Here is an 18,277-nt window from a genome sequence, read left to right on the forward strand (position 1 = left end):
GCCCCGCGCCCGAGGAATAATCGGGCGACGCCGGTTGTCCTCGGGCGGCCGGGCTTGCTATGAGCTCCCACCCGTTATGCACGACGTACGCGCCCTGAACGAGCTGGTCGCCAAAGAGAGCGCCTTCATCGACACCCTGCTCAACGAGGTTGGCAAGGTCATCGTCGGTCAGACGTACATGATCGAGCGCATCCTCATCGGGCTGCTGACCGGAGGGCACGTGCTCCTCGAGGGCGTCCCCGGGTTGGCCAAGACGCTCACGGTGCGGACGCTCTGCGACGCGATCGAGGCGAAGTTCTCCCGGATCCAGTTCACGCCGGATCTCCTGCCCGCCGATCTCATCGGCACCGTCATCTACAACCACCAGAAGGGCGATTTCACCTCCAAGCTGGGCCCGATCTTCGCGAACCTCGTGCTCGCGGACGAGATCAACCGCGCCCCGGCGAAGGTGCAGAGCGCGCTGCTCGAGGCGATGCAGGAGCGGCAGGTCACGATCGGCGACACGACCTACCCGCTGCCGAGCCCGTTCGTGGTCATGGCGACCCAGAACCCGATCGAGCAGGAGGGGACCTACCGGCTGCCCGAAGCGCAGGTCGACCGCTTCATGCTGATGGTCAAGGTCGGCTACCCCGCGCGGGCCGAGGAGCGGCAGATCATCGATCGCACGACCGCGGTGATCGAGGGCAAGGCCGCCAAGGTGACGACGCCCGAGGAGCTCGTCTCCGCGCGCAAGGTCGTGCGCGACGTGTACATGGATGACCGCGTGAAGGACTACATCGTGGATGTGGTCTTCGCGACCCGCGAGCCCGGGCAGAAGGGGATGCGGGAGCTGAGCAGCCTCATCGAGTACGGGGCGAGCCCGCGCGCCTCGATCGCGCTGGCGCTCGCGGCGCGCGCGCACGCCTTCCTCCGCCACCGCGGCTACGTGACGCCGGAGGACGTGAAGGCGATCGGCCCCGACGTGCTCCGGCACCGGGTCGTCCTGACCTACGAGGCCGAGGCCGAGGAGGTGACGTCCGAGCAGATCGTCCGGCGCGTGTTCGAGGTGGTCGAGGTGCCGTGAGCAAGGCCTCCGGCTCGAAGAACCCGCTGCCGCCCGAGCTCCTGAAGCAGCTCCGGCGCATCGAGATCCGGACGCAACGGCTCGCCAACGAGCAGCTCTCCGGGACGTACTCGTCCGTCTTCAAGGGGCAGGGCCTCTCGTTCCGCGAGGTCCGCGCCTACATGCCCGGCGACGACGTGCGGTGGATCGACTGGAACGTCTCGGCGCGCATGAGCGAGGCGTTCGTGAAGGTGTTCGTCGAGGAGCGCGAGATGACCGTCATGCTGGTCGTCGACGCCTCGCAGAGCGAGCAGTTCGGCACGCGGCGCGCGTCGAAGGCGCGCCTCGCCGCCGAGATCGCGGCGCTCTGCTCGTTCAGCGCCATCAAGAACAACGATCGCGTGGGCCTCGTGCTCGCGACCGAGGCCGTCGAGAAGCTCGTGCCGCCGAAGAAGGGCGACAAGCACGTGATGCGCGTCATCCGGGAGATCCTCGGCCACGAGCCGAAGTACACGGGGACGAACCTGAAGCTCGCGCTCGAGACCCTGGTCAAGGTGGCGAAGCGGAGGAGCGTTGCGTTCGTGATCAGCGATTTCTTCGCCTCCGGCTTCGAGCGCTCGCTCTCGCTCGCGGCCGCCAAGCACGACGTGATCCCGGTGATGCTCGTCGATCCGCGCGACGAGGAGCTGCCGGACGTGGGGCTCGCGACGTTCGAGGACCTGGAGACCGGCGAGGAGGTCGTGGTCGACACGGGCGACCGGGCGGTGCGCGACCACTACCGCACCGCGATGCGCAAGCTCCGGAGCGACCGGGACAAGCTCTTCAAGAAGCTCGCGCTCGACGCCGTGGTGGTGAAGACGGGCGAGAGCTTCGTGACCCCGCTGCGCGACCTGTTCGCCAAGCGGGCGCGGAGGCTCCGGCGATGACGCCGCGCCGCTCCCGGGCCTCTGCCGCGCGCGCGCTCGCGTCGCCTGCGCGCGAGCGCGCGGCGATCACCCGGCCGCTCGCGTGGGCCGCGCTCGCGGCGGCGCTCGCGTGCGCCCTGCCGGCGCGCGCGCAGCCGGCCGCGGGCGGCGCCGGCGGGCCCGCCGCGCGGGACGACGACCCCCCGCCGCCCCCGCCTCCGCCGCCCGCGCCGTCCGCGACGGAGCGGGGCGCAGGCAGCGTGTGGGCCTCGTGCGCGGAGCACGTGCCGGCCGGCGCGACGCGGCCGCAGATCCAGGAGACGTTCCCGAGGAACGGGTTCAGCGGCTACGCGGCCCACCTCGAGGTCACCGTCGCGCACGGCAAGGGCGAGACGGTGCTGCCGGAGGGCTTCAAGGTCCAGGGCGACAGCGACGCCGCGCGCGCGCTGGAGAAGGCGGGGTTCATCCTGCCCGAGGCCGACGCGGGCGCCGGGCCGACCAGCACGACGACCGCGACCGACACCGGCGCGACGACCAGGCTGGTCATCCCGTTCGTCCCGCTGCCGAAGGAGCCGGGGAGGAGCTTGCTGCAGCTCCCGCCGGTGCCGATCGCCGTGTCCCGCGCGAGCGGCGAGCTCGTCACGGTCTGCACCCGGCCGCACGAGATCGTGGTCGAGGACCCGATCGCGAACGAGCGCGATCCCAAGGTGAGGCCGAACCCGCCGCCGCGGCCGCAGCGCGAGGAGTGGGTGCTCGCGAAGCAGCTCACGTTCGGCATCCTCATCGGCGCGGCGCTCGGGGTGCTCGTGGCCTGGCTGGTCCGCCGCTGGCTGCGCCGGCCCCGCGTGGTCGCCGCCCCGCCGCCGAAGCTGCCGTGGCTCGCCGCGCTCGAGGAGCTCGAGGCGCTCCGGCGCTCCGACCTGCTCAGCCAGGGGCGGACCGACGAGTATTTCGACCGCGTGAGCGACTGCGTGCGCAAGTACCTCGGCGCGCGGTACGGCTTCGACGGCCTCGAGACGACCAGCGACGAGATGCGCGCGCTGCTCGCGCGGGTGCGCCCGCCCGTGCCGGTGCTGCCGCAGATCGCGCGGTTCCTCGCCGACTGCGACCTCGTGAAGTTCGCGCGCCTCCAGCCGACCGAGACCGACTGCCTCGAGGCGATCGAGCGCGGCGAGGTCATCGTGCACCGCACGACGCCGCCGGCCGTGCGCCCCGGCGAGGCCGCCGGGCCCGGCGGGCCGCCGTCCGGCAAGCAGCCGCCGCCCGCCCGCTCGTCGCGGGCGCCCGAGGAGGCGCCTTGAGCCGGGCGAAGCGCGCGGCGCTCGCGGTCGCGGCGACGCTCGTCGTCGCGGCGATCGCCTGCGTCTACCCCTACCTCGCGCGCCGCGACGCCTGGCTCGGCGCGAGCTGGCAGACCCCGTGGTTCCTCGTCGCGCTCCTCGCGGTGCCGGTCGTCTGGTACTGGGGCATCTTCGCGGAGGACGCGCGCAAGCCCCGGCTCCGGCTCGGCACGGTCGCGCCGCTCGCGCGCGGACCGCGCGGCCTGCGCAGCCACCTGCGCGACCTGCCCGGCGTGCTGCGCACGGTCGCGCTCGCGCTGCTCATCCTGGCGATGGGGCGGCCGGTCAGCGTGCTCCGCGAGCAGCGCTCGGACGACAAGGGCATCGACATCGTCGTGGCGCTCGACCTGTCGGGCTCGATGCGCGCGATCCTCGACGCGAGGCCGGCCGACCTCCCCGGCCAGCCGAAGCTGCCGCGCGGCAGGCGGCTGACCCGGCTCGACACGGCGAAGCTCGTCCTCCAGGACTTCATCAGCCGGCGGAAGACCGATCGCCTCGGCGTCGTCGTCTTCGGCAAGGCCGCCTACGTGCTGTCGCCGCCGACGCTCGACTACCACCTGCTCACGCAGATGGTCTCGCAGATGACGCTCAACGTGATCGACGGCAGCGCGACGGCGATCGGCGACGCGCTGGGCACCGCGGTCGCCCGGCTGCGCAGGAGCGACGCGCAGTCGAAGGTCGTGATCCTCCTGACCGACGGCGACTCGAACGCCGGCGCCATCTCGCCCGAGTACGCGACGCACCTGGCGACCTCGCTCGGCGTGAAGGTCTACACGATCCAGATCGGCACCGACGACGAGGTCGAGGTCGAGGACGGCATCGATCTCTTCGGGCAGCCGCGCTACGTGCGCCACCGCTTCCCGGTGAACCCCGCGTTGCTCCAGGAGATCGCGCAGAAGACCGGCGGCGCGTCGTACGTGGCGACCGACGCGAAGGCGCTCGCGGACAGCATGCACGACGTGCTCGACCGGCTGGAGAAGACCCGCTTCGAGGCGTCGATCTCGGCGTACGAAGATCTCTTCCCGTTCCTGCTCCTGCCCGGCGTGTTCCTGATCGGGCTCGACGCGCTCCTGCGCGCCTGGCTGCTCCGGAGGTTCCCGTGAATTTTGCGGCCCCCTGGTTCCTGCTCGGGACGGCGTTCGCCGCGCTGATCGGGCTCCTGCTCATCCTCGGCGGCTTCGGCGTCGCGCGCGCCGTCAAGCGCTTCGGCGACGAGGACCGCGTGAAGGCGCTCACCACCGCCGACCCGGCGAAGCGCCGCGCCTGGAAGGGCGTGCTCCTCGTGCTCGCGACGGCGCTCGCGTTCGTGGCCGCGGCGCGGCCGCAGTACGGCAAGGGCACGCGGCTCGTGCCGGCGACCAACGTCGACGTGGTGGTCGTGCTCGACTACTCGAAGAGCATGTACGCGCGCGACGTCGAGCCCTCGCGCATCTTCCGCGCGAAGGTCGAGGTCGCCCGGCTCATCAAGGATCTCGAGGGCGCGCGCTTCGGCGCGGTCGCGTTCGCCGGCGAGCCGATGGGCTTCCCGCTCACCGCGGACGGCGCCGCGATCGCGCAGTTCTTCCGCCAGCTCGACCCGAACGACATGCCGATCGGCGGCACCGCGATCGCGCGCGCGCTCGACCAGGCGAACGAGCTCTTGCGCCGCGATCCGAAGTCCGCCGAGCACAAGCGGATCATCCTGCTCGTCACCGACGGCGAGGATCTGGAGGGCTACCCGCTGAGCGTCGCCCAGGCGATCGGCGCGCAGGGCACGACGATCCACGTCGTGCAGATCGGCGGGCGCACGCCGGAGCCGATCCCGGAGATCGGCCCGGACGGCCGCATCGTCGGGTGGCGGCAGGACCGCCAGGGCAAGCCGCTCACCAGCGAGCTGTCGCTGTCGGGCGAGCAGCAGCTCGCGTCGATCGCGCAGGCGACGCCGGGAGGGCAGATCATCCGCGCGGAGAAGGGCACCACGGGCATCGAGACGATCGCCGCGGAGCTCAGGCGGCAGATGAAGAGCGAGTTCTCGGAGCGGGTCGAGACGGTCTACGCGGACGTGTATTTCTACCCGCTCGGCCTCGCGATCCTGCTCCTCATCGTCGAGGTGTTCCTCAAGGACGCCCCGCGCCGGCGCTTCGTGGCGACGCACCCCAAGGCCGCGCCGAGGCGCGCGGCGCTGCTGAAGGCTCGCCCGGGCGGCGCGGATCTCGCGGACGAGGCGGGGCCGGCCGCGGCGGGCAGCGCGGGAGGGCAGCATGCCGCGTCGTGATCGCAAGCGGGCGGATCTCGCCGGGTTCTTCGCGCGCCACGGGCGCGTCCTCGCGATCGGGCTCGGCGCGGCGTGCCTCACCGGGGCCGCGTTCTCGGCGGCGTCCGGGTGCAGCGGGTGGGATCCGACGTCGCCGTTCGAGCGGAACGCGCCCGCGGTCGACCAGGCGATCCGCGATCTCGACGCGGGCAACCTCGAGTCGGCCGCGCAGGCGCTCGAGAGCTACCTGGGGACGGGCGCGTGCAGCGACGCCGGCATCGGGCTGCCCGACTCCGTGCGCCAGAAGCCGAACGGCTCGTTCGACCTCGGGCTGACGCTGTTCCACCTGGCCGAGCGCTACGGCCACCGGTTCGGCGACGAGGAGCTCGCGGACGGCGGGCCGGAGCAGGAGCAGAACGACGCGCTGCGCGGGATCGAGATCGACTGCGCGCTGACCCTCGTGAAGGCGATCGGCGCCGATCCGAGCGTGCCGGCCGACCTGCGCGCGCGCGCCCGCTACCTCGCGGGCAACCTCGAGTTCTTGCGGCGCAAGTACGAGGACGCCGTGAAGTACTACGATCAGGCGCTGGCGATCATCCCCGGCCTGATCGAGGAGACGGGCGGCGACGGCATCGGCCGGGACGCGGCCTGGAACCGGGCGATCGCGCTGCGGCGCATCGAGGAGCAGAAGGACGCGGGGCCGCCGGACGCGGAGCCCGACGCAGAGCCGGACGCGGAGCCCGATGCAGAGCCGGACGCGGAGCCCGACGCGGGCGAGCCCGACGCGGGCGACGACGGCGGCGACCAGGATGCGGGCGACGACGGCGGGGACCAGGACGCGGGTGACGACGGCGGCGACGGCGACCAGGATCAGAGCCCCGATGCGGGCCCGCAGGATCAGCCGCCCGACGCGGGGCCGCCCGACCAGCCCGAGCCGCCGCCCGAGCAGCCCCAGGAGCAGCCGCAGCCCGGAAGGCAGGACGATCGCGTCCTCGACCAGCTCGAGGAGGCGCCGACGTACCAGGAGCAGGAAGCGAAGAGCAGGGCCGGCACGCGGCGCGGCCGCGGGATGGAGGACAAGTGACGCGCCCGGCGCTCTCCCCTGCCCCGCTCGCGCTCGCGGCCCTGGCCGCCCCGCGCCCCGCGCCGCTCGCGACGGCGCTGCTGCTCGCGCTGCTCGCGCTGCTCGCCCCGCTCGCGGCGCGCGCCCAGCAGCCGGAGCTCTCGTCGCGCGCCAGCTCCACCGAGGTCGAGGTCGGCGAGCCGTTCACGGTCGAGGTGAAGGCGCTCGTCGAGCGCGGCGCCGGCATGCCGTCCGACCCCGAGCTGCGCGTCCCGCCCGATCTCGACATCGTCTCGGGCCCGAGCATCGGGACGCAGATGAAGACGCAGATGAGCGGCGGCATGGTGACGACGCAGCTCGGGATCAGCGCGACGTGGCAGATCGTCGCGAACAAGCCCGGCCGCTATACGATCCCCGGGCCGACCATCTCGTGGAACGGCAAGCGCATGACCGCGGGGCCGATCCTGATCAAGGTCGTGCCGGCGAGCGGGCGGCCGCGCCGGCCGAACAACCCGTTCCTCCTGCCCGGCGGCCCGCTGCACGGCTTCCCGTGGCCGTTCAGCGGCCCGGGCGGCCTGCTCGACGACGAGGAGGTCGAGGACGAGCCCGAGGATCAGGCCCCGGAGCTGGCGATGCCGAGCGAGCCCGATCCGGTGGTGTTCCTGCGCGCCATCCCCGACAAGACGAGCGCGGTGGTCGGCGAGCAGGTCACGGTCTCGTTCTACCTGTACTTCCGCGAGAACGCGGAGATGAGCGAGCCCCGCGCCGCGCCCGCCGCGGACTTCCTCCGCCACGCGCTCCTCGAGGACGCGCGCCACGAGCGGCCCGTGTACACGCGGGTCGGCGGGCACCGCTACGCCGCGCGCCTCGTCGACAAGCTGGCGCTGTTCCCGCTGAAGGCGGGCGAGCTGCACACGGGCAGCATGCAGGCGCGCATCACGGGGCGCCGCATCGGCGCGCGCGTGCTGCGCGAGTCGAACGACGTGGTCGTCCAGGTCACGGAGCCGCCGGTCGCCGGCCGCCCGTCCGGCTACGCCCTCGGCGACGTCGGTCAGTTCACGCTGAAGGCGACCGTGCAGCCGCGCCAGATCGACCAGGGCGGCTCGGTGGCCGTGACCGTGCAGGTCGCCGGCACCGGCAACTTCCCGCAGTCGCTCCGGGTGCCGGAGCGGACCGGCCTCGAGTGGCTCGACCCCGAGAAGCGCGAGTCGCTCGAGCCGCGCGGCGGCGCGATCGGCGGCTTCCGCTCGTTCGGCTACGTCGTCCGGATCCAGGAGAGCGGCGCGGTGAGCCTCGGGAAGATCGAGTTCCCGTACTGGGATCCGGCGCAGAAGCGTTACGTGGTCGAGACCGCGGACCTCGGCGTCGTCCAGGTGGCCGCGGTCGCTCCGACGGCGCCCTCCGGGCCGGCGTCCGGCGCGATGGACGCGAACCGCGACGCCGCCGGCCGCGCCGAGCCGTTCGCCGGGATGCCGGGGCTCCGCGCCTCGCTCGGCGCGTACTCCCCGCCCGCGACGCTGCCCCTCGACGGGGCGCCGTTCTGGCTGCTCCTGGCCGCGCCGCCGCTCCTCGTCACGCTGTTCGGCGCCGGCGATCGGCTCGTGCGCCGGGCGCGCGAGCGCCGCGAGGCGAGCGCGACCTCGCCCGCCCGGCTCGCGGCCCTGGCGGCGCAGGAGGCGGAGGAGGCCGCGGCGCAGGGCGATCTCAAGGCCACGGCCGCGGCGGTCGAGCGCGCCGTGCACCGGGCGATCGAGTCCGCGACGGGCCTCCGCTCCCGCGGCGTCCTGCTCGCGGCGCTCCCGGGCGAGCTGGGCCAGCGCGGCGTCCCCGAGGCGCTGGCGGCGCGCGCCTGCGAGACCCTCGCCGCGTGCGAGGCGATCCGGTTCGAGCCGGCCGAGCAGGAGGGCGGCGCGGCCGCGTCCGCGGCGCTCGTCGAGAAGAGCCGCGCCGTCATGACCGAGCTCGCCCGATGGAAGCCGACGTGAGCGGCCGCCGCAGGCGCCCCCTCGCCGCCGCGCTCCTGCTCCTCGCCGCGTGCCTCGCGCCGGCGCTGCTCTCGAGCGACGCGCGCGCCCAGCCGGCCGCGAGCGACGCGCGCGCCCAGCCGGCCGCGAGCGACGCGCGCGCCCAGCCGGCCGCGAGCGACGCGCGCGCCCAGCCGGCCGAGGCCCCGGAGGCGCTGTTCCAGCAGGGGACGGCGGCGCTCGGCCGCGGCGAGTACGGCGCGGCGATCGATACGTTCGAGCTGCTCGCCGACCGCGGCTTCGTGCACCCGGACGCGAGCTACAACCGCGGCCTCGCCTATGTCCTGCGCGTCCGCGAGGGCGCGGATCGCCCCGGCGACCTGGGCCGGGCGGCGGCGGCGTTCGAGGAGGCGCTGCGGCTCCGTCCGGGCGACACGGACGCGGATCGCGCGCTCGACCTCGTGCGCGCGGAGATCACGCGCCGGCGCTCGCGCCGCGCCGCGGACGCGGTCGACGCGCGGCCCACGCTCGACCGGGTCATCGTCGGCCTCGCGTCGGAGCGCACGTGGGCGGCGGCCGCGCTCCTCGCGTCGCTGCTCCTCGCGGTCGGCGTGGTGCTGCGGCGCCGCCCGGCGGGCCCCGCGCACGTCGCGGGCAGCGTCCTCGCGCCGACGGCGCTCGTCGCGCTGCTCGCGCTGTTGCCGCTGACGGTTGCGGCGCGGCACCTGCGGCTGACGACGCGCGCCGGCGTCGTGGTGGTCCCCGAGGTCCGGCTGCTCGACGAGGGCGGGCGCGCGCTGCCCGTCGCGGAGCAGACCCCGATCCCCGAGGGCGCGTCGGTCGAGGTCGGCAGGAGATCGGGCGGGCTCGCGGAGGTCCGCTGGGGCGCGACCGAGGGGTGGGTCCCGGCGTCGAGCATCCGGTTGCTCGCTCCATGAACCGCGCCATCGTGTGCTAGGTTGTCCGCGTGTGGGTACGCCGCGCAGCCATTCGCCCCGTCCCCTCGTACGCTCAGGTGCCTGCGCGCGTCCTGTCCGAGATCGAGGATCAGCTCGCCGAAGATGACGACGACTCGCGCAAGCAGCTCGACGACGCGTTCACGCGCTTCGAGCAGACGCAGCCTGCGCTGGCCGACCGGATCTCCACGGTGCTCTCGGGCCCGCTCGACGAGACGGCGCTCGCCCTCGGCTATTTCCTGACGCTCGCGATCTGGCTCGCCTTCGACGAGCTGTTCGGCCAGGACCTCGAGGAGGTCACCGAGACGGCGCTCACGGGCGTCGAGGAGTCGCTGAACCTGGACGAGCAGATCCGACTCCACGATCCTGCCGAGGCGGTCGACTCGGACGACGTCATCGCGATGGAGCAGCCCGACGTCCTCGCCTTCGTGCAGGAGCACCTCGACGCGGCGCTCGAGGCGAACGCGCACGAGGTGGACGTCGACGACGTCCACGCGATCTACCGGGTGGTGCTGATCGAGGTGCTGGCGCTGAGCTACGCTGTCCGGCCGCCCTCGAACTGGGTGGCGCTGACGACGGAGTTCACGGCGTAGCATCCAGGGGCCCGGCCCCCAGAGAGGGTGTTCGCCGCGCCGGGCGGGGTGGGGGCCCCGCCGAACTCGCCTTGGATGTTCGTCATCCGGCGAGCCGGATGACGAACATCCAAGGCTCAGACATCGGCCCATCCCCCACCCCGCCCGGCGCGGCGAACACCCTCTCTGGGGCCTACCGGGGTCGTGGGATGAGCGGGATACGTCAGCGCGCGGAGAACGTGGCGAGGAACGCGGGCATCTCGGCGCTGCGTCCATCCTCGAGGAGGACGGCGCGGCGGGGAGCGTTGATGGCGTCGAGCACGGCGACGAGCTCGCGGAACGGCGTCCTGTCGTCGCTGTGGAGGACGGCCTGGTCGGCGCGACGATCGCTCGGGGCGCGGTGCTCGCCGCTCCGCTCCCACTCGCGCTGGATGGCCTCGCTGAGCTCCGTGTAACGGATCGCGGTGGCGCCCGTCGTGCCGATCTCGACAGGATGCTTGGGGACGGTCGCCTCGCTCAACACGGTCGCGCCCTGCTTCCACACGAGGCGGAAGCTGTCGTCTCCGACATGGACGTGCATCGCCTTGAGAGGCTCCTTCTGGCACTCCTCGCCGCAACCGGCGGCGGCAGGCACCTCTGCGCTGGTCTTGAGACGAGAGTTCGTGACCCACACCGCGGTGATCAGGAGAAAGGCGATGGTCACCATCAGAAGATCGATGAACGGGATCATGTTGATCTCGCTGTTGCGCGCCCGCCTCTCGCCCCCACCCACGTCGACGCCCGCCATGGCTGCCTCCTCGTGTGTTCGTGATGCCGCGATGTGTGTTCGTGATGTCGCGGCGCTCTCCGGCTCCGCAGCACCGCGACGTGAAAGACAGAGGACGGCGCGCGCAGGATGTTCCTGAAAAGCCCTCGGGCGGATCGCTTGCGCCACAGACGAAGCGCCGCGCAGGTGGGGAGAGGACACACCGACACCAGGTCGACAGCATGGAGACCGTCGTGGCGCACCGGGCACCGCGACCGGCGGGCGGATGAACGCGGCACATGCGGCGAGCTCCGCCTCGTCCAGTATTTCAGAGGCAACGCGACTCGCTGCGGGCCCACGAATGACGCGTCGCACTACTCCAGATGGCCTCAAAATCACGTCTATACTGGAATAACCATGCACGAGGAGGCGCGGTTCCCCTCAGCGGGAGCCGACACGCTGCGCCATGGCCGGGCCTGCCGGGAGCAGCCCGTCGGGATGACCGTCGTGGCCGTCACCGGTGCGTCATCGCCGAGCTGTCCCTTGACAAACAATCCGTTATAACGGATGATGTGCCTACGGGTTGGAGGTAAGCGGATGCGCGCCCAGAGTGCTCAAGTGATTGACCTGGAAGAGTACCGGCAGCGGCGGGTCGTTCGGAACGAACGCACCCACGAGGGCGACACGATGTCGTCGGGCAAGTCGGTCGGCATGCCGGTCGCCCTCTGGTGGTACCCCGTGTGGACGTGGATGCCGGTCTGGCAGATTCGATGAAATCCGTCCGCCAGAACACGCGCCTCACCTCCCCAGCGGGGAGCCCTGGCAACGGTTTCCATGGCTCGTTGACCGCATCGGGCCTGGCGAACGGCGCGGCTGCGTCGGCCGAGTTGACGGAGAGCGCGTTGTCGCTGGCTGGACCTTCCTCGCACCGCAGGCCGGAGAGCGCCGCCGGCCCAGCGAGCTCGACCTCGAGCCGAGCGAAGGGGGAAACGCCGCCGCAGCGGGACGCGGACGAGGCACCGGACGAGGCCTGGACCTACGAGATGGCCCCGCAGGACGCGTCCTCGGCGCTCACGGGCATCGTCGGCGCCAACCTGCGGCGCCTCCGGACCAAGCGCGGCCTCTCCCTGGAGCGGCTGGCGAAGGCGTCGAGCGTGAGCCGGGCGATGCTCAGCCAGATCGAGCTCGGCCAGAGCACGCCGACGATCAACGTGCTCTGGAAGATCGCGCGGGCGCTGGGCGTGCCCTTCTCGGCGCTGATCAGCGACCAGTCGATCGGCGGCACCTCGATCATCCCGGCCGCGCGCGCCAAGGTGCTGACGTCGCACGACGGCTCGTTCTCTTCGCGCGCGCTGTTCCCGTTCGATGTGCCGAGGACGGTGGAGTTCTACGAGCTCAAGCTCGCCCCTCTCGCCACCGAACACGCAGATCCGCACCCGCCGGGCACGGTCGAGAACCTCGTGGTGACGTCCGGAACGCTGGAGATGATCGTCGGCGCCGAGCGCCACCTCCTCGCGACCGGCGACGCGATCCTGTTCGAGGCCGACGTGCCCCACCAGTACAGGAACCCCACCAAGCAAGAGGTCATCATGTACCTGGTGATGACCTACGTCGAGAAGACCGGCTAGAGGGGCGCCGGCCCGGATCCCCCACGCTGAAGCGCCAAGAGGAAGAGAGCGCCAGGAGAATCGTTTCTCCTCGTGGCGCTCTCTTCCTCTCGGCGTTCTTGCTTCCAGCCTGAAGATCAGGCGCTGCGCCAGGAGCGCGCGCTCACTTGTTCATGCTGGCGACGTTCGCGCCGGCGCCCATGGTGCTCGAGCCCGTGCCCATGCCCATCCCGGTGCCCATGCCCATCCCGGTGCCCATGCACATCATCATCGGCATGCTGCCGCACATGAGCGTCATCGGCATGCCCATGCTCATCATCTTCATCATCGCTTCACAGCGCCCGCGCAGCATGTCCATGCCCATGCCCTCCATGGGCATCATCTTGCAGACCATCCCCTCCTTATCCATCTCACAGGTCATCCGCGCCATCATCGGCATCTGACCCATCATGCCCATCATCTGAGGCATCATCCCCATGCCAGGCATCATGCCCATCATCTGGGGCATCATGCCCATCATCTGAGGCATCATCCCCATGCCAGGCATCATGCCCATCATCTGAGGCATCATCCCCATCATCTGAGGCATCATCCCCATCATCTGAGGCATCATCCCCATCATCTGAGGCATCATCCCCGTCGAGCTCATCATCGGCATGCTCATCGGCATCATGGCGCTTTCCTCCGCAAATCCGTGGTTACGTCTGCGACCCAGGCTAGGCGCTCGTACACGTGCGGGCAAGCAACGCCACCGGGCCCCTCCATTTTTCCTCCGGTCGAACAGACGTGTCGCCGCCCTCGACAGACACCGCGCCAATCCAGCAGAGAGCCGTCTGCCATAACAAACGTCCGGAGGTGCCCGGACCATGGAAGGGATGGCGTGGAGAACAAGCGAACTCATCGTCGCTCCCCGCACGAGCGCTGGACATGCGCTCACCACGTGGACAGAACTCACCGGCTCTGCGCCGCTCGACAGAGGCCGTGACGGACACGACTCCGCCTTCTCCCGAGCGTCAGTCAGGGATATCCGTCATCCATCGTGCTCCCTGGCCCGTCGCCGTTCGTCCTGGCTTGGCGCGGACTTGTCATCGAGCTGGGCCACCGTCACGCTCCACGAGATAGCGCGCGAGCGCGTCGTCGAGCGCAGGGAGCAGGAGCCCTCTCCGGCTGCCCAGGGCGCTGTAACGAGGGCGCGGCGCGACGAGGCAGAGCGCGCGGCTCGGGCAGCGGACGAGATGCCTCGTGTCCACGCGCGCCAGCGCGGCGGTCCGCGCCACGAGCTCGGCCCAGGTCACCGCATCGCGGTTCGCCAGGTGCCAGAGCCCCCCCTCGCCGTCGATCAGGAGGTCCAGGGCCGCGTTGGCGAGGTCGGGCGTGTAGGTGGGCGTCACGATCATGTCCTCGGCCGCGCTGAAAGGGCGGCCATCGCGGAGCGCGCGCAGGGCGGCCGCGACGAACGTCGACGCGTCCCAGGGATCGATGAAGGCCGCCGTCCGCACCACCAGCGCCGTCGGGAGGATCGAGCGCACCCGCTGCTCGGCCACAGCCTTGCTCCGACCGTACGCGCTGAGAGGCCTCGCCGGATCGGTCTCCACATAAGGAGTCGTCCCGGCGCCGTCGAAGACCTGATCGGAGGAGAACGTGACGAGCCGGACGCCGCGCTCGCGGCACGCCGCCGCGAGCACCGCGGGCCCGGCGGCGTTCTCCCGCTCGCAGCGGTGAGGCTCCAGCTCCGCGTCGTCGACCCGCACGTAACCGGCGGTATTGACGACCGCCCACGGCGCATGGCGCTCGAGGGCGCGCTCGACGGACACGCGATCGGCGATGTCCATCTCGAGGCGGCTCAGCAAGCGGTACGGCAGCCCGCGGTGCTCGCACAGGCGCGCAAACGCCCTTCCCAGGGTGCCCGTGGCGCCGGTGATCAGGATCGGCGGCGCCTCGGCCTTCCCGGGCGCGGCGCGCCCCGACGGCGCGATCGTCGGCCCGTCGCCGGGCCGCTCGAGCGGCGCTGCGCCGCCGCCGGACGGCTCGAACCGCGCCGCGCCGCGCTCGTCGATGCTGACGGGAGGATAGAGGAGGCGCTCCGGGCGGCGCCACCACCCTGGTGACGAGAGCACCGGGTGATCGAAGGGCTCCCCGCGGGCGAGCGCGCGGACGAGCGCGGCGAGCGCCGTCGGACGGGGCGCCTGGCCGCGGACGTCGAAGACGCCCGGCTCGTAGCGCCCGCGATCGCGCACGACCAGGCTGTCCCAATCGAACGAGCCGAGCAGCGCCCACGCCGTCACCGCGCGCACGTCCGCGCCCGCCGCGCGCGCGTCCACCGCGGCGCGGTGCGCCTCGGCCAGCCACCGGAGCTGCTCCTCGCGGGAGCCGCCCAGGTGCGCCTCCGTGATCGCGACCGGACGACGGTAGCGCTCCCAGACCTCCAGGAGGCGCGCGAGATGCCCGCCCATGCCCTCGGCGACGACGCGCACGGCCTCGACGTCGGCGTAAGCGTGCCTGTCGTTGCCGCCGTGAACCCATGACGGGTAACGCTCGATCCGCTCGTCGATGAACCGGTCGCTCGTGACGTAGTGGTTGATGCCGAGGATGTCCGGCGGGCACGGCGACGCGACGAACGCCTCGAGCTCGCCGGGGGACGCGCCCCACTCGAGGAGCTGGGGATAGAACGGGTGATCCCGATCCACCCGCCCCACGAGCAGGTCGAGGCTGAGCCACCTGCGGTGATTCTCGTGCTGCGCCTGGTAGGCGAGCAGCGGCGTGCTGAACGTCTTCCCGAGATCCTCGGTCTGCACGAGGCGCGCGCGCGGGTTGACCTCGCGGACGGCGCGCATCGCCGCCGCGATCGCGCGGCACTGCGTGAGCAGCGCGCGCAGGAAGGCGCGGCCATCCTGGCCGTGCGGGTACCAGTGGCCGTACAGGCCGGAGAAGCGCGCCGTGGTGAGCGGCTCGTTCACCGGCGTGTAGTCCTCGACCCACGGATAGCGCTCGGCCACCGCGCGGGCGAAGCGCGCGAGCCCGTCGACGAAGCTCGGGTCGAGGAGGCTCGTCCGGGGCGGCCCGCTGCCGTGATGGACGAGGCCCACGATCGGGCGGACGCCGAGCTCGCGCAGCCTCCCGAGGCGCGCGTCGGCCCACGCGAAGCTGGCGCAGCCGTCGGGCGCCGTGCGCTCCCAGAGCACCGGATACCGGAGCGCCCGGATCCCGAGCTCGGCGAAGCGGTCGAGATCGTCGAGCCGGTGCGCGTGGCCGTTCCGATCGAGCTGGTCGTGGTAGGCGTCGCCGACGCGGTTCACCGTGCACTCGACGCCGCCCCAGATCTCGAGCGCCGGAGCGCCGCCCTCCCCGGCTGCCCCGCTCACGCCGCCTCCGCGAGGGACCGCCAGCCCGGTGCGCCCGTGAGCTTCGTGTAGAGGGTCAGGGCCTGGGCGACGACCTGATCCATGTTGTAGTAACGGTACGTGCCGAGCCGGCCGGCGAAGTGGACGCCGCTGATCGAGCGGGCGAGCTCCTCGTATTTGCGGTAGAGTGCCGCGTTCTCCGGCCGCGGCACCGGGTAGTACGGGTCGCCGTCGCTCTTCGGAAACTCGTAGACGACCGTCGTCCTCGGGTGCGACTGGCCGGTGAGGTGTTTGAACTCGGTGACCCGCGTGTAGCTGTACTCGTTCGGATAGTTGATGACCGGCGCCGCCTGGTAGACCTCTTGATCCTTCGTCTCGAACTTGAACTCGAGCGAGCGATAGGGCAGCTTGCCGAACCGGTGATCGAAATAGGCGTCGACAGGGCCCGTGTAGATCACCTCGCGGTGCGGGATGGCATGGCAGACCTCGCGGTAGTCCGTGTTGAGCAGGATCTTGATGCCGGGGTGGTCGACCATCCGCTCGAACATCCGCGTGAAGCCGTGGAGCGGCATCGCCTGGTAGGCGTCGGAGAAGTAGCGATCGTCCCGGTTCGTGCGCACGGGGACGCGCGCCGTCACCGCGGCGTCGAGCTCCGATGGATCGAGCCCCCACTGCTTGCGGGTGTAGTTGCGGAAGAACTTCTCGTAGAGCTCTCTGCCCACCTTGCTGACGATCACGTCCTCCGACGTGCGGATGCTCTCGCGCCGCTCGGCCCGCGACGCGAGGAAGGCCTCGACCTCCAGCGCGTTGAGGCTCAGGCCGTAGAGGCCGTTGATCGTGTCGAGGTTGATCGGGATCGGCAGGAGCTGCCCGTCGACCCAGGCGCGCACGCGGTGCTGGTACGGGCGCCAGTCGGTGAACTGCGAGAGGTAGTCGAAGACCTCCCGCGAGTTCGTGTGAAAGATGTGCGGTCCATACCTGTGCACGAGGATGCCCGCGGCGTCGTGGTGGTCATACGCGTTCCCGCCGATGTGCATGCGCACGTCGCAGAGCAGGATCTTCTTGCCGGCCCCGCGGGCGAGCCGCTCGGCGAGCACGCACCCGGCGAAGCCGGCGCCGACGATGAGGTAATCGAACATGGCTCACCTCGCCGCCGCGGCCCGGGCGCGGCGCTCCAGCGCGCCCTCGAGGAGGCGCTCGATCGTCGCCCACGTCGCGTCCCACGAGCGCTGCCCGAGGAGGTCGTCCGCCCGCGCGAGCAGCGGGCCGCGATCCTCGGCCAGCGCCGCCTCGACGGCGGACACGAACTCGCTGGGCGCGTCCGCGATGCGCACCAGCCCGAGCTCGCCATAGGGCTGCACCACGTCGCGGATCGACGTCGAGACGACGGGCCTGCCGCCGGCCAGGTACTCCGGCGTCTTCGTGGGGCTGATGAACCGCGTGGCCTCGTTCCGGGCGAAGGGCAGGAGCGCCACGTCCCAGCCGCCGAGATACGCGGGCAGCTCCTCGTACCGCTTCTGCCCCAGAAGGTGGATGTTCGGCGCGCGGGGCAGCGTGGACGGGTCGATCTTGACCACGGGCCCCACCAGCACGATCTGCCAGGCCGGCCGCAGCGCGGCCATGGCGGCGATGAGGGCGAGATCCATGCGCTCGTCGAGGACGCCGAAGAAGCCGAGGCGCGGCCGCGGGATGCCCGCCTGGTCGGCGGGCTCGGCGCGGGTGGCGGCCCGCGCGCGGGCGAAGTGCGCGACGTCGACGCTGCTCGGGAGCGCGTGCACGCTCGGGTGCAGCGCCCGCTTCGCCTCGTAGAGGCTGGCGCCGCCGGCGAAGACCAGGTCGGCGCGGCGCAGGAGCTCGGCCTCGCGATCCTTGATCGCCGGGTGCGCCCCGGCGAAGGCCGAGAGCTCGTCCATGCAGTCGTACACGATCGCCGCGGGCGCGAGGTGCCGAGAGAACGAGAGCGCCATCGGCGTGTAATACCAGAGCACGTAGTCGGTTATCCCATGACGCTTCATCATGCCGTCGAGCAGCTCACGTTGCATCGCGGAGGCCCGTGACGGCCCGGCGCCGGCGGGCAGGTGCGGAGTCGCGACGCAGACGCCTCGGTGCTCGGAATCGGTCTCCTCGAGGCGCGGCGGCTCGCTGTCGACCAGCGGCTCCTCGAAGAAGAAGACGCGGCGTCGCTGCGCGCAGCGCGTGAGCAGGTGCTGCGGCCTCTGGAACACGAAGCCGAAACGCAGGTGCGAAAAGCAGATCACGTCTGGCAGCGATCTCGCGCTCATCCATCCCTCCCGCTCGAGTCTCGGTGTGCACCTGGGTCCCGGCCCCGGCTCCGGACGAGCGCTATTCAAGGAGCATGCCGGGGAGCTCGCGCCGCGATGCGGCGTCACCGCATCTCGCGCGAGATCGCGCTGCAGGATGGCGGGGTATTGCGGGGTGATGACGAGAGATCGAGCCCGCGAGCACCTCGGCTGGACGAGATCGAGCGTCGGCTCCGCGCGGAAGCGCT

16 protein-coding genes are annotated in these 18,277 nt (G+C 71.9%); 11 read left to right on the plus strand and 5 right to left on the minus strand.

Translation table 11 applies throughout. From position 1 onward, the window contains the following. Positions 1 to 76: 76 nt before the first annotated feature. The 9 genes from WME96_RS34440 to WME96_RS34480 are packed head-to-tail and all read left to right on the plus strand — an operon-like array spanning position 77 to position 10,096. Positions 77 to 1,063: an AAA family ATPase gene (locus WME96_RS34440; RefSeq protein ID WP_061615569.1), complete on the plus strand. Its 987-nt coding sequence runs from the start codon at positions 77 to 79 to the stop codon at positions 1,061 to 1,063. Beyond that, the gene (locus WME96_RS34445) at positions 1,060 to 1,968 is read left to right on the plus strand and encodes a DUF58 domain-containing protein (protein WP_437285824.1); all 909 of its coding nucleotides are present in this window, start codon (positions 1,060 to 1,062) and stop codon (positions 1,966 to 1,968) included. The genes WME96_RS34440 and WME96_RS34445 overlap by 4 nt, the downstream gene beginning before the upstream one ends. Further along, positions 1,965 to 3,248, plus strand: a complete 1,284-nt coding sequence (locus tag WME96_RS34450; protein WP_437285825.1) for a hypothetical protein — start codon at positions 1,965 to 1,967, stop codon at positions 3,246 to 3,248. Before WME96_RS34445 ends, WME96_RS34450 begins: the two co-directional genes overlap by 4 nt. Continuing rightward, complete coding sequence (locus WME96_RS34455) at positions 3,245 to 4,390, plus strand: vWA domain-containing protein (RefSeq protein ID WP_437285826.1); 1,146 nt, start codon at positions 3,245 to 3,247, stop codon at positions 4,388 to 4,390. The genes WME96_RS34450 and WME96_RS34455 overlap by 4 nt, the downstream gene beginning before the upstream one ends. Next, positions 4,387 to 5,541, plus strand: coding sequence for a vWA domain-containing protein (locus WME96_RS34460; RefSeq protein ID WP_437285827.1), 1,155 nt, complete (start codon positions 4,387 to 4,389; stop codon positions 5,539 to 5,541). Before WME96_RS34455 ends, WME96_RS34460 begins: the two co-directional genes overlap by 4 nt. After that, positions 5,528 to 6,604: a tetratricopeptide repeat protein gene (locus tag WME96_RS34465; RefSeq protein WP_437285828.1), complete on the plus strand. Its 1,077-nt coding sequence runs from the start codon at positions 5,528 to 5,530 to the stop codon at positions 6,602 to 6,604. The genes WME96_RS34460 and WME96_RS34465 overlap by 14 nt, the downstream gene beginning before the upstream one ends. Continuing rightward, entirely contained in the window at positions 6,601 to 8,568 is a 1,968-nt protein-coding gene (locus WME96_RS34470; RefSeq protein WP_437285829.1) for a BatD family protein, read from the plus strand. Before WME96_RS34465 ends, WME96_RS34470 begins: the two co-directional genes overlap by 4 nt. Then, a complete protein-coding gene (locus WME96_RS34475; RefSeq protein ID WP_437285830.1) occupies positions 8,553 to 9,485 on the plus strand; it encodes a hypothetical protein in 933 nt (310 codons plus the stop codon). Before WME96_RS34470 ends, WME96_RS34475 begins: the two co-directional genes overlap by 16 nt. Positions 9,486 to 9,514: 29 nt before the next feature. Then, entirely contained in the window at positions 9,515 to 10,096 is a 582-nt protein-coding gene (locus WME96_RS34480; protein ID WP_061620681.1) for a hypothetical protein, read from the plus strand. A 202-nt stretch (positions 10,097 to 10,298) separates the two neighbouring features. On the opposite strand, the gene WME96_RS34485 is transcribed toward WME96_RS34480, so the two are convergent. Continuing rightward, positions 10,299 to 10,862, minus strand: a complete 564-nt coding sequence (locus tag WME96_RS34485) for an ExbD/TolR family protein (RefSeq protein WP_437285831.1) — start codon at positions 10,860 to 10,862, stop codon at positions 10,299 to 10,301. 576 nt (positions 10,863 to 11,438) lie between these two features. Between WME96_RS34485 and WME96_RS34490 the strand changes: the two genes are divergently transcribed. Then, positions 11,439 to 11,594, plus strand: a complete 156-nt coding sequence (locus tag WME96_RS34490) for a hypothetical protein (protein ID WP_437285832.1) — start codon at positions 11,439 to 11,441, stop codon at positions 11,592 to 11,594. A gap of 128 nt (positions 11,595 to 11,722) precedes the next feature. After that, complete coding sequence (locus WME96_RS34495) at positions 11,723 to 12,448, plus strand: helix-turn-helix domain-containing protein (protein ID WP_437285833.1); 726 nt, start codon at positions 11,723 to 11,725, stop codon at positions 12,446 to 12,448. 142 nt (positions 12,449 to 12,590) lie between these two features. Here WME96_RS34495 and WME96_RS34500 read toward each other — a convergent pair whose 3' ends face one another. The 4 genes from WME96_RS34500 to WME96_RS34515 form a co-directional block, all read right to left on the minus strand. Next, complete coding sequence (locus tag WME96_RS34500; protein ID WP_437285834.1) at positions 12,591 to 13,100, minus strand: hypothetical protein; 510 nt, start codon at positions 13,098 to 13,100, stop codon at positions 12,591 to 12,593. A 412-nt stretch (positions 13,101 to 13,512) separates the two neighbouring features. Then, entirely contained in the window at positions 13,513 to 15,789 is a 2,277-nt protein-coding gene (locus WME96_RS34505) for a family 1 glycosylhydrolase (RefSeq protein WP_437285835.1), read from the minus strand. Continuing rightward, positions 15,786 to 16,907 carry a UDP-galactopyranose mutase gene (glf, locus tag WME96_RS34510; protein ID WP_437285836.1) on the minus strand — a complete coding sequence of 374 codons (1,122 nt, stop codon included), beginning with the start codon at positions 16,905 to 16,907 and terminating at the stop codon, positions 15,786 to 15,788. Before glf ends, WME96_RS34505 begins: the two co-directional genes overlap by 4 nt. A gap of 3 nt (positions 16,908 to 16,910) precedes the next feature. Further along, positions 16,911 to 18,050 (minus strand): glycosyltransferase family 1 protein, encoded by a 1,140-nt coding sequence (locus WME96_RS34515; protein ID WP_437285837.1) that lies wholly within the window; start codon positions 18,048 to 18,050, stop codon positions 16,911 to 16,913. Between the last annotated feature and the right edge of the window lie 227 nt (positions 18,051 to 18,277).

The organism is Sorangium sp. So ce406, assembly GCF_051474675.1.
GTDB classification, from domain to species: domain Bacteria; phylum Myxococcota_A; class Polyangia; order Polyangiales; family Polyangiaceae; genus Sorangium; species Sorangium cellulosum_G.

What these genes read in the sequence shown, in the direction of transcription:
- WME96_RS34440 (WP_061615569.1), top strand. Translation starts at nt 77, where the DNA reads ATGCACGACGTACGCGCCCTGAACGAGCTGGTCGCCAAAGAGAGCGCC.
- WME96_RS34450 (WP_437285825.1), top strand. Translation starts at nt 1,965, where the DNA reads ATGACGCCGCGCCGCTCCCGGGCCTCTGCCGCGCGCGCGCTCGCGTCG.
- WME96_RS34465 (WP_437285828.1), top strand. Translation starts at nt 5,528, where the DNA reads ATGCCGCGTCGTGATCGCAAGCGGGCGGATCTCGCCGGGTTCTTCGCG.
- WME96_RS34475 (WP_437285830.1), top strand. Translation starts at nt 8,553, where the DNA reads ATGGAAGCCGACGTGAGCGGCCGCCGCAGGCGCCCCCTCGCCGCCGCG.
- WME96_RS34485 (WP_437285831.1), bottom strand. Translation starts at nt 10,862, where the DNA reads ATGGCGGGCGTCGACGTGGGTGGGGGCGAGAGGCGGGCGCGCAACAGC.
- WME96_RS34500 (WP_437285834.1), bottom strand. Translation starts at nt 13,100, where the DNA reads ATGATGCCGATGAGCATGCCGATGATGAGCTCGACGGGGATGATGCCT.
- glf (WP_437285836.1), bottom strand. Translation starts at nt 16,907, where the DNA reads ATGTTCGATTACCTCATCGTCGGCGCCGGCTTCGCCGGGTGCGTGCTC.
- WME96_RS34515 (WP_437285837.1), bottom strand. Translation starts at nt 18,050, where the DNA reads ATGAGCGCGAGATCGCTGCCAGACGTGATCTGCTTTTCGCACCTGCGT.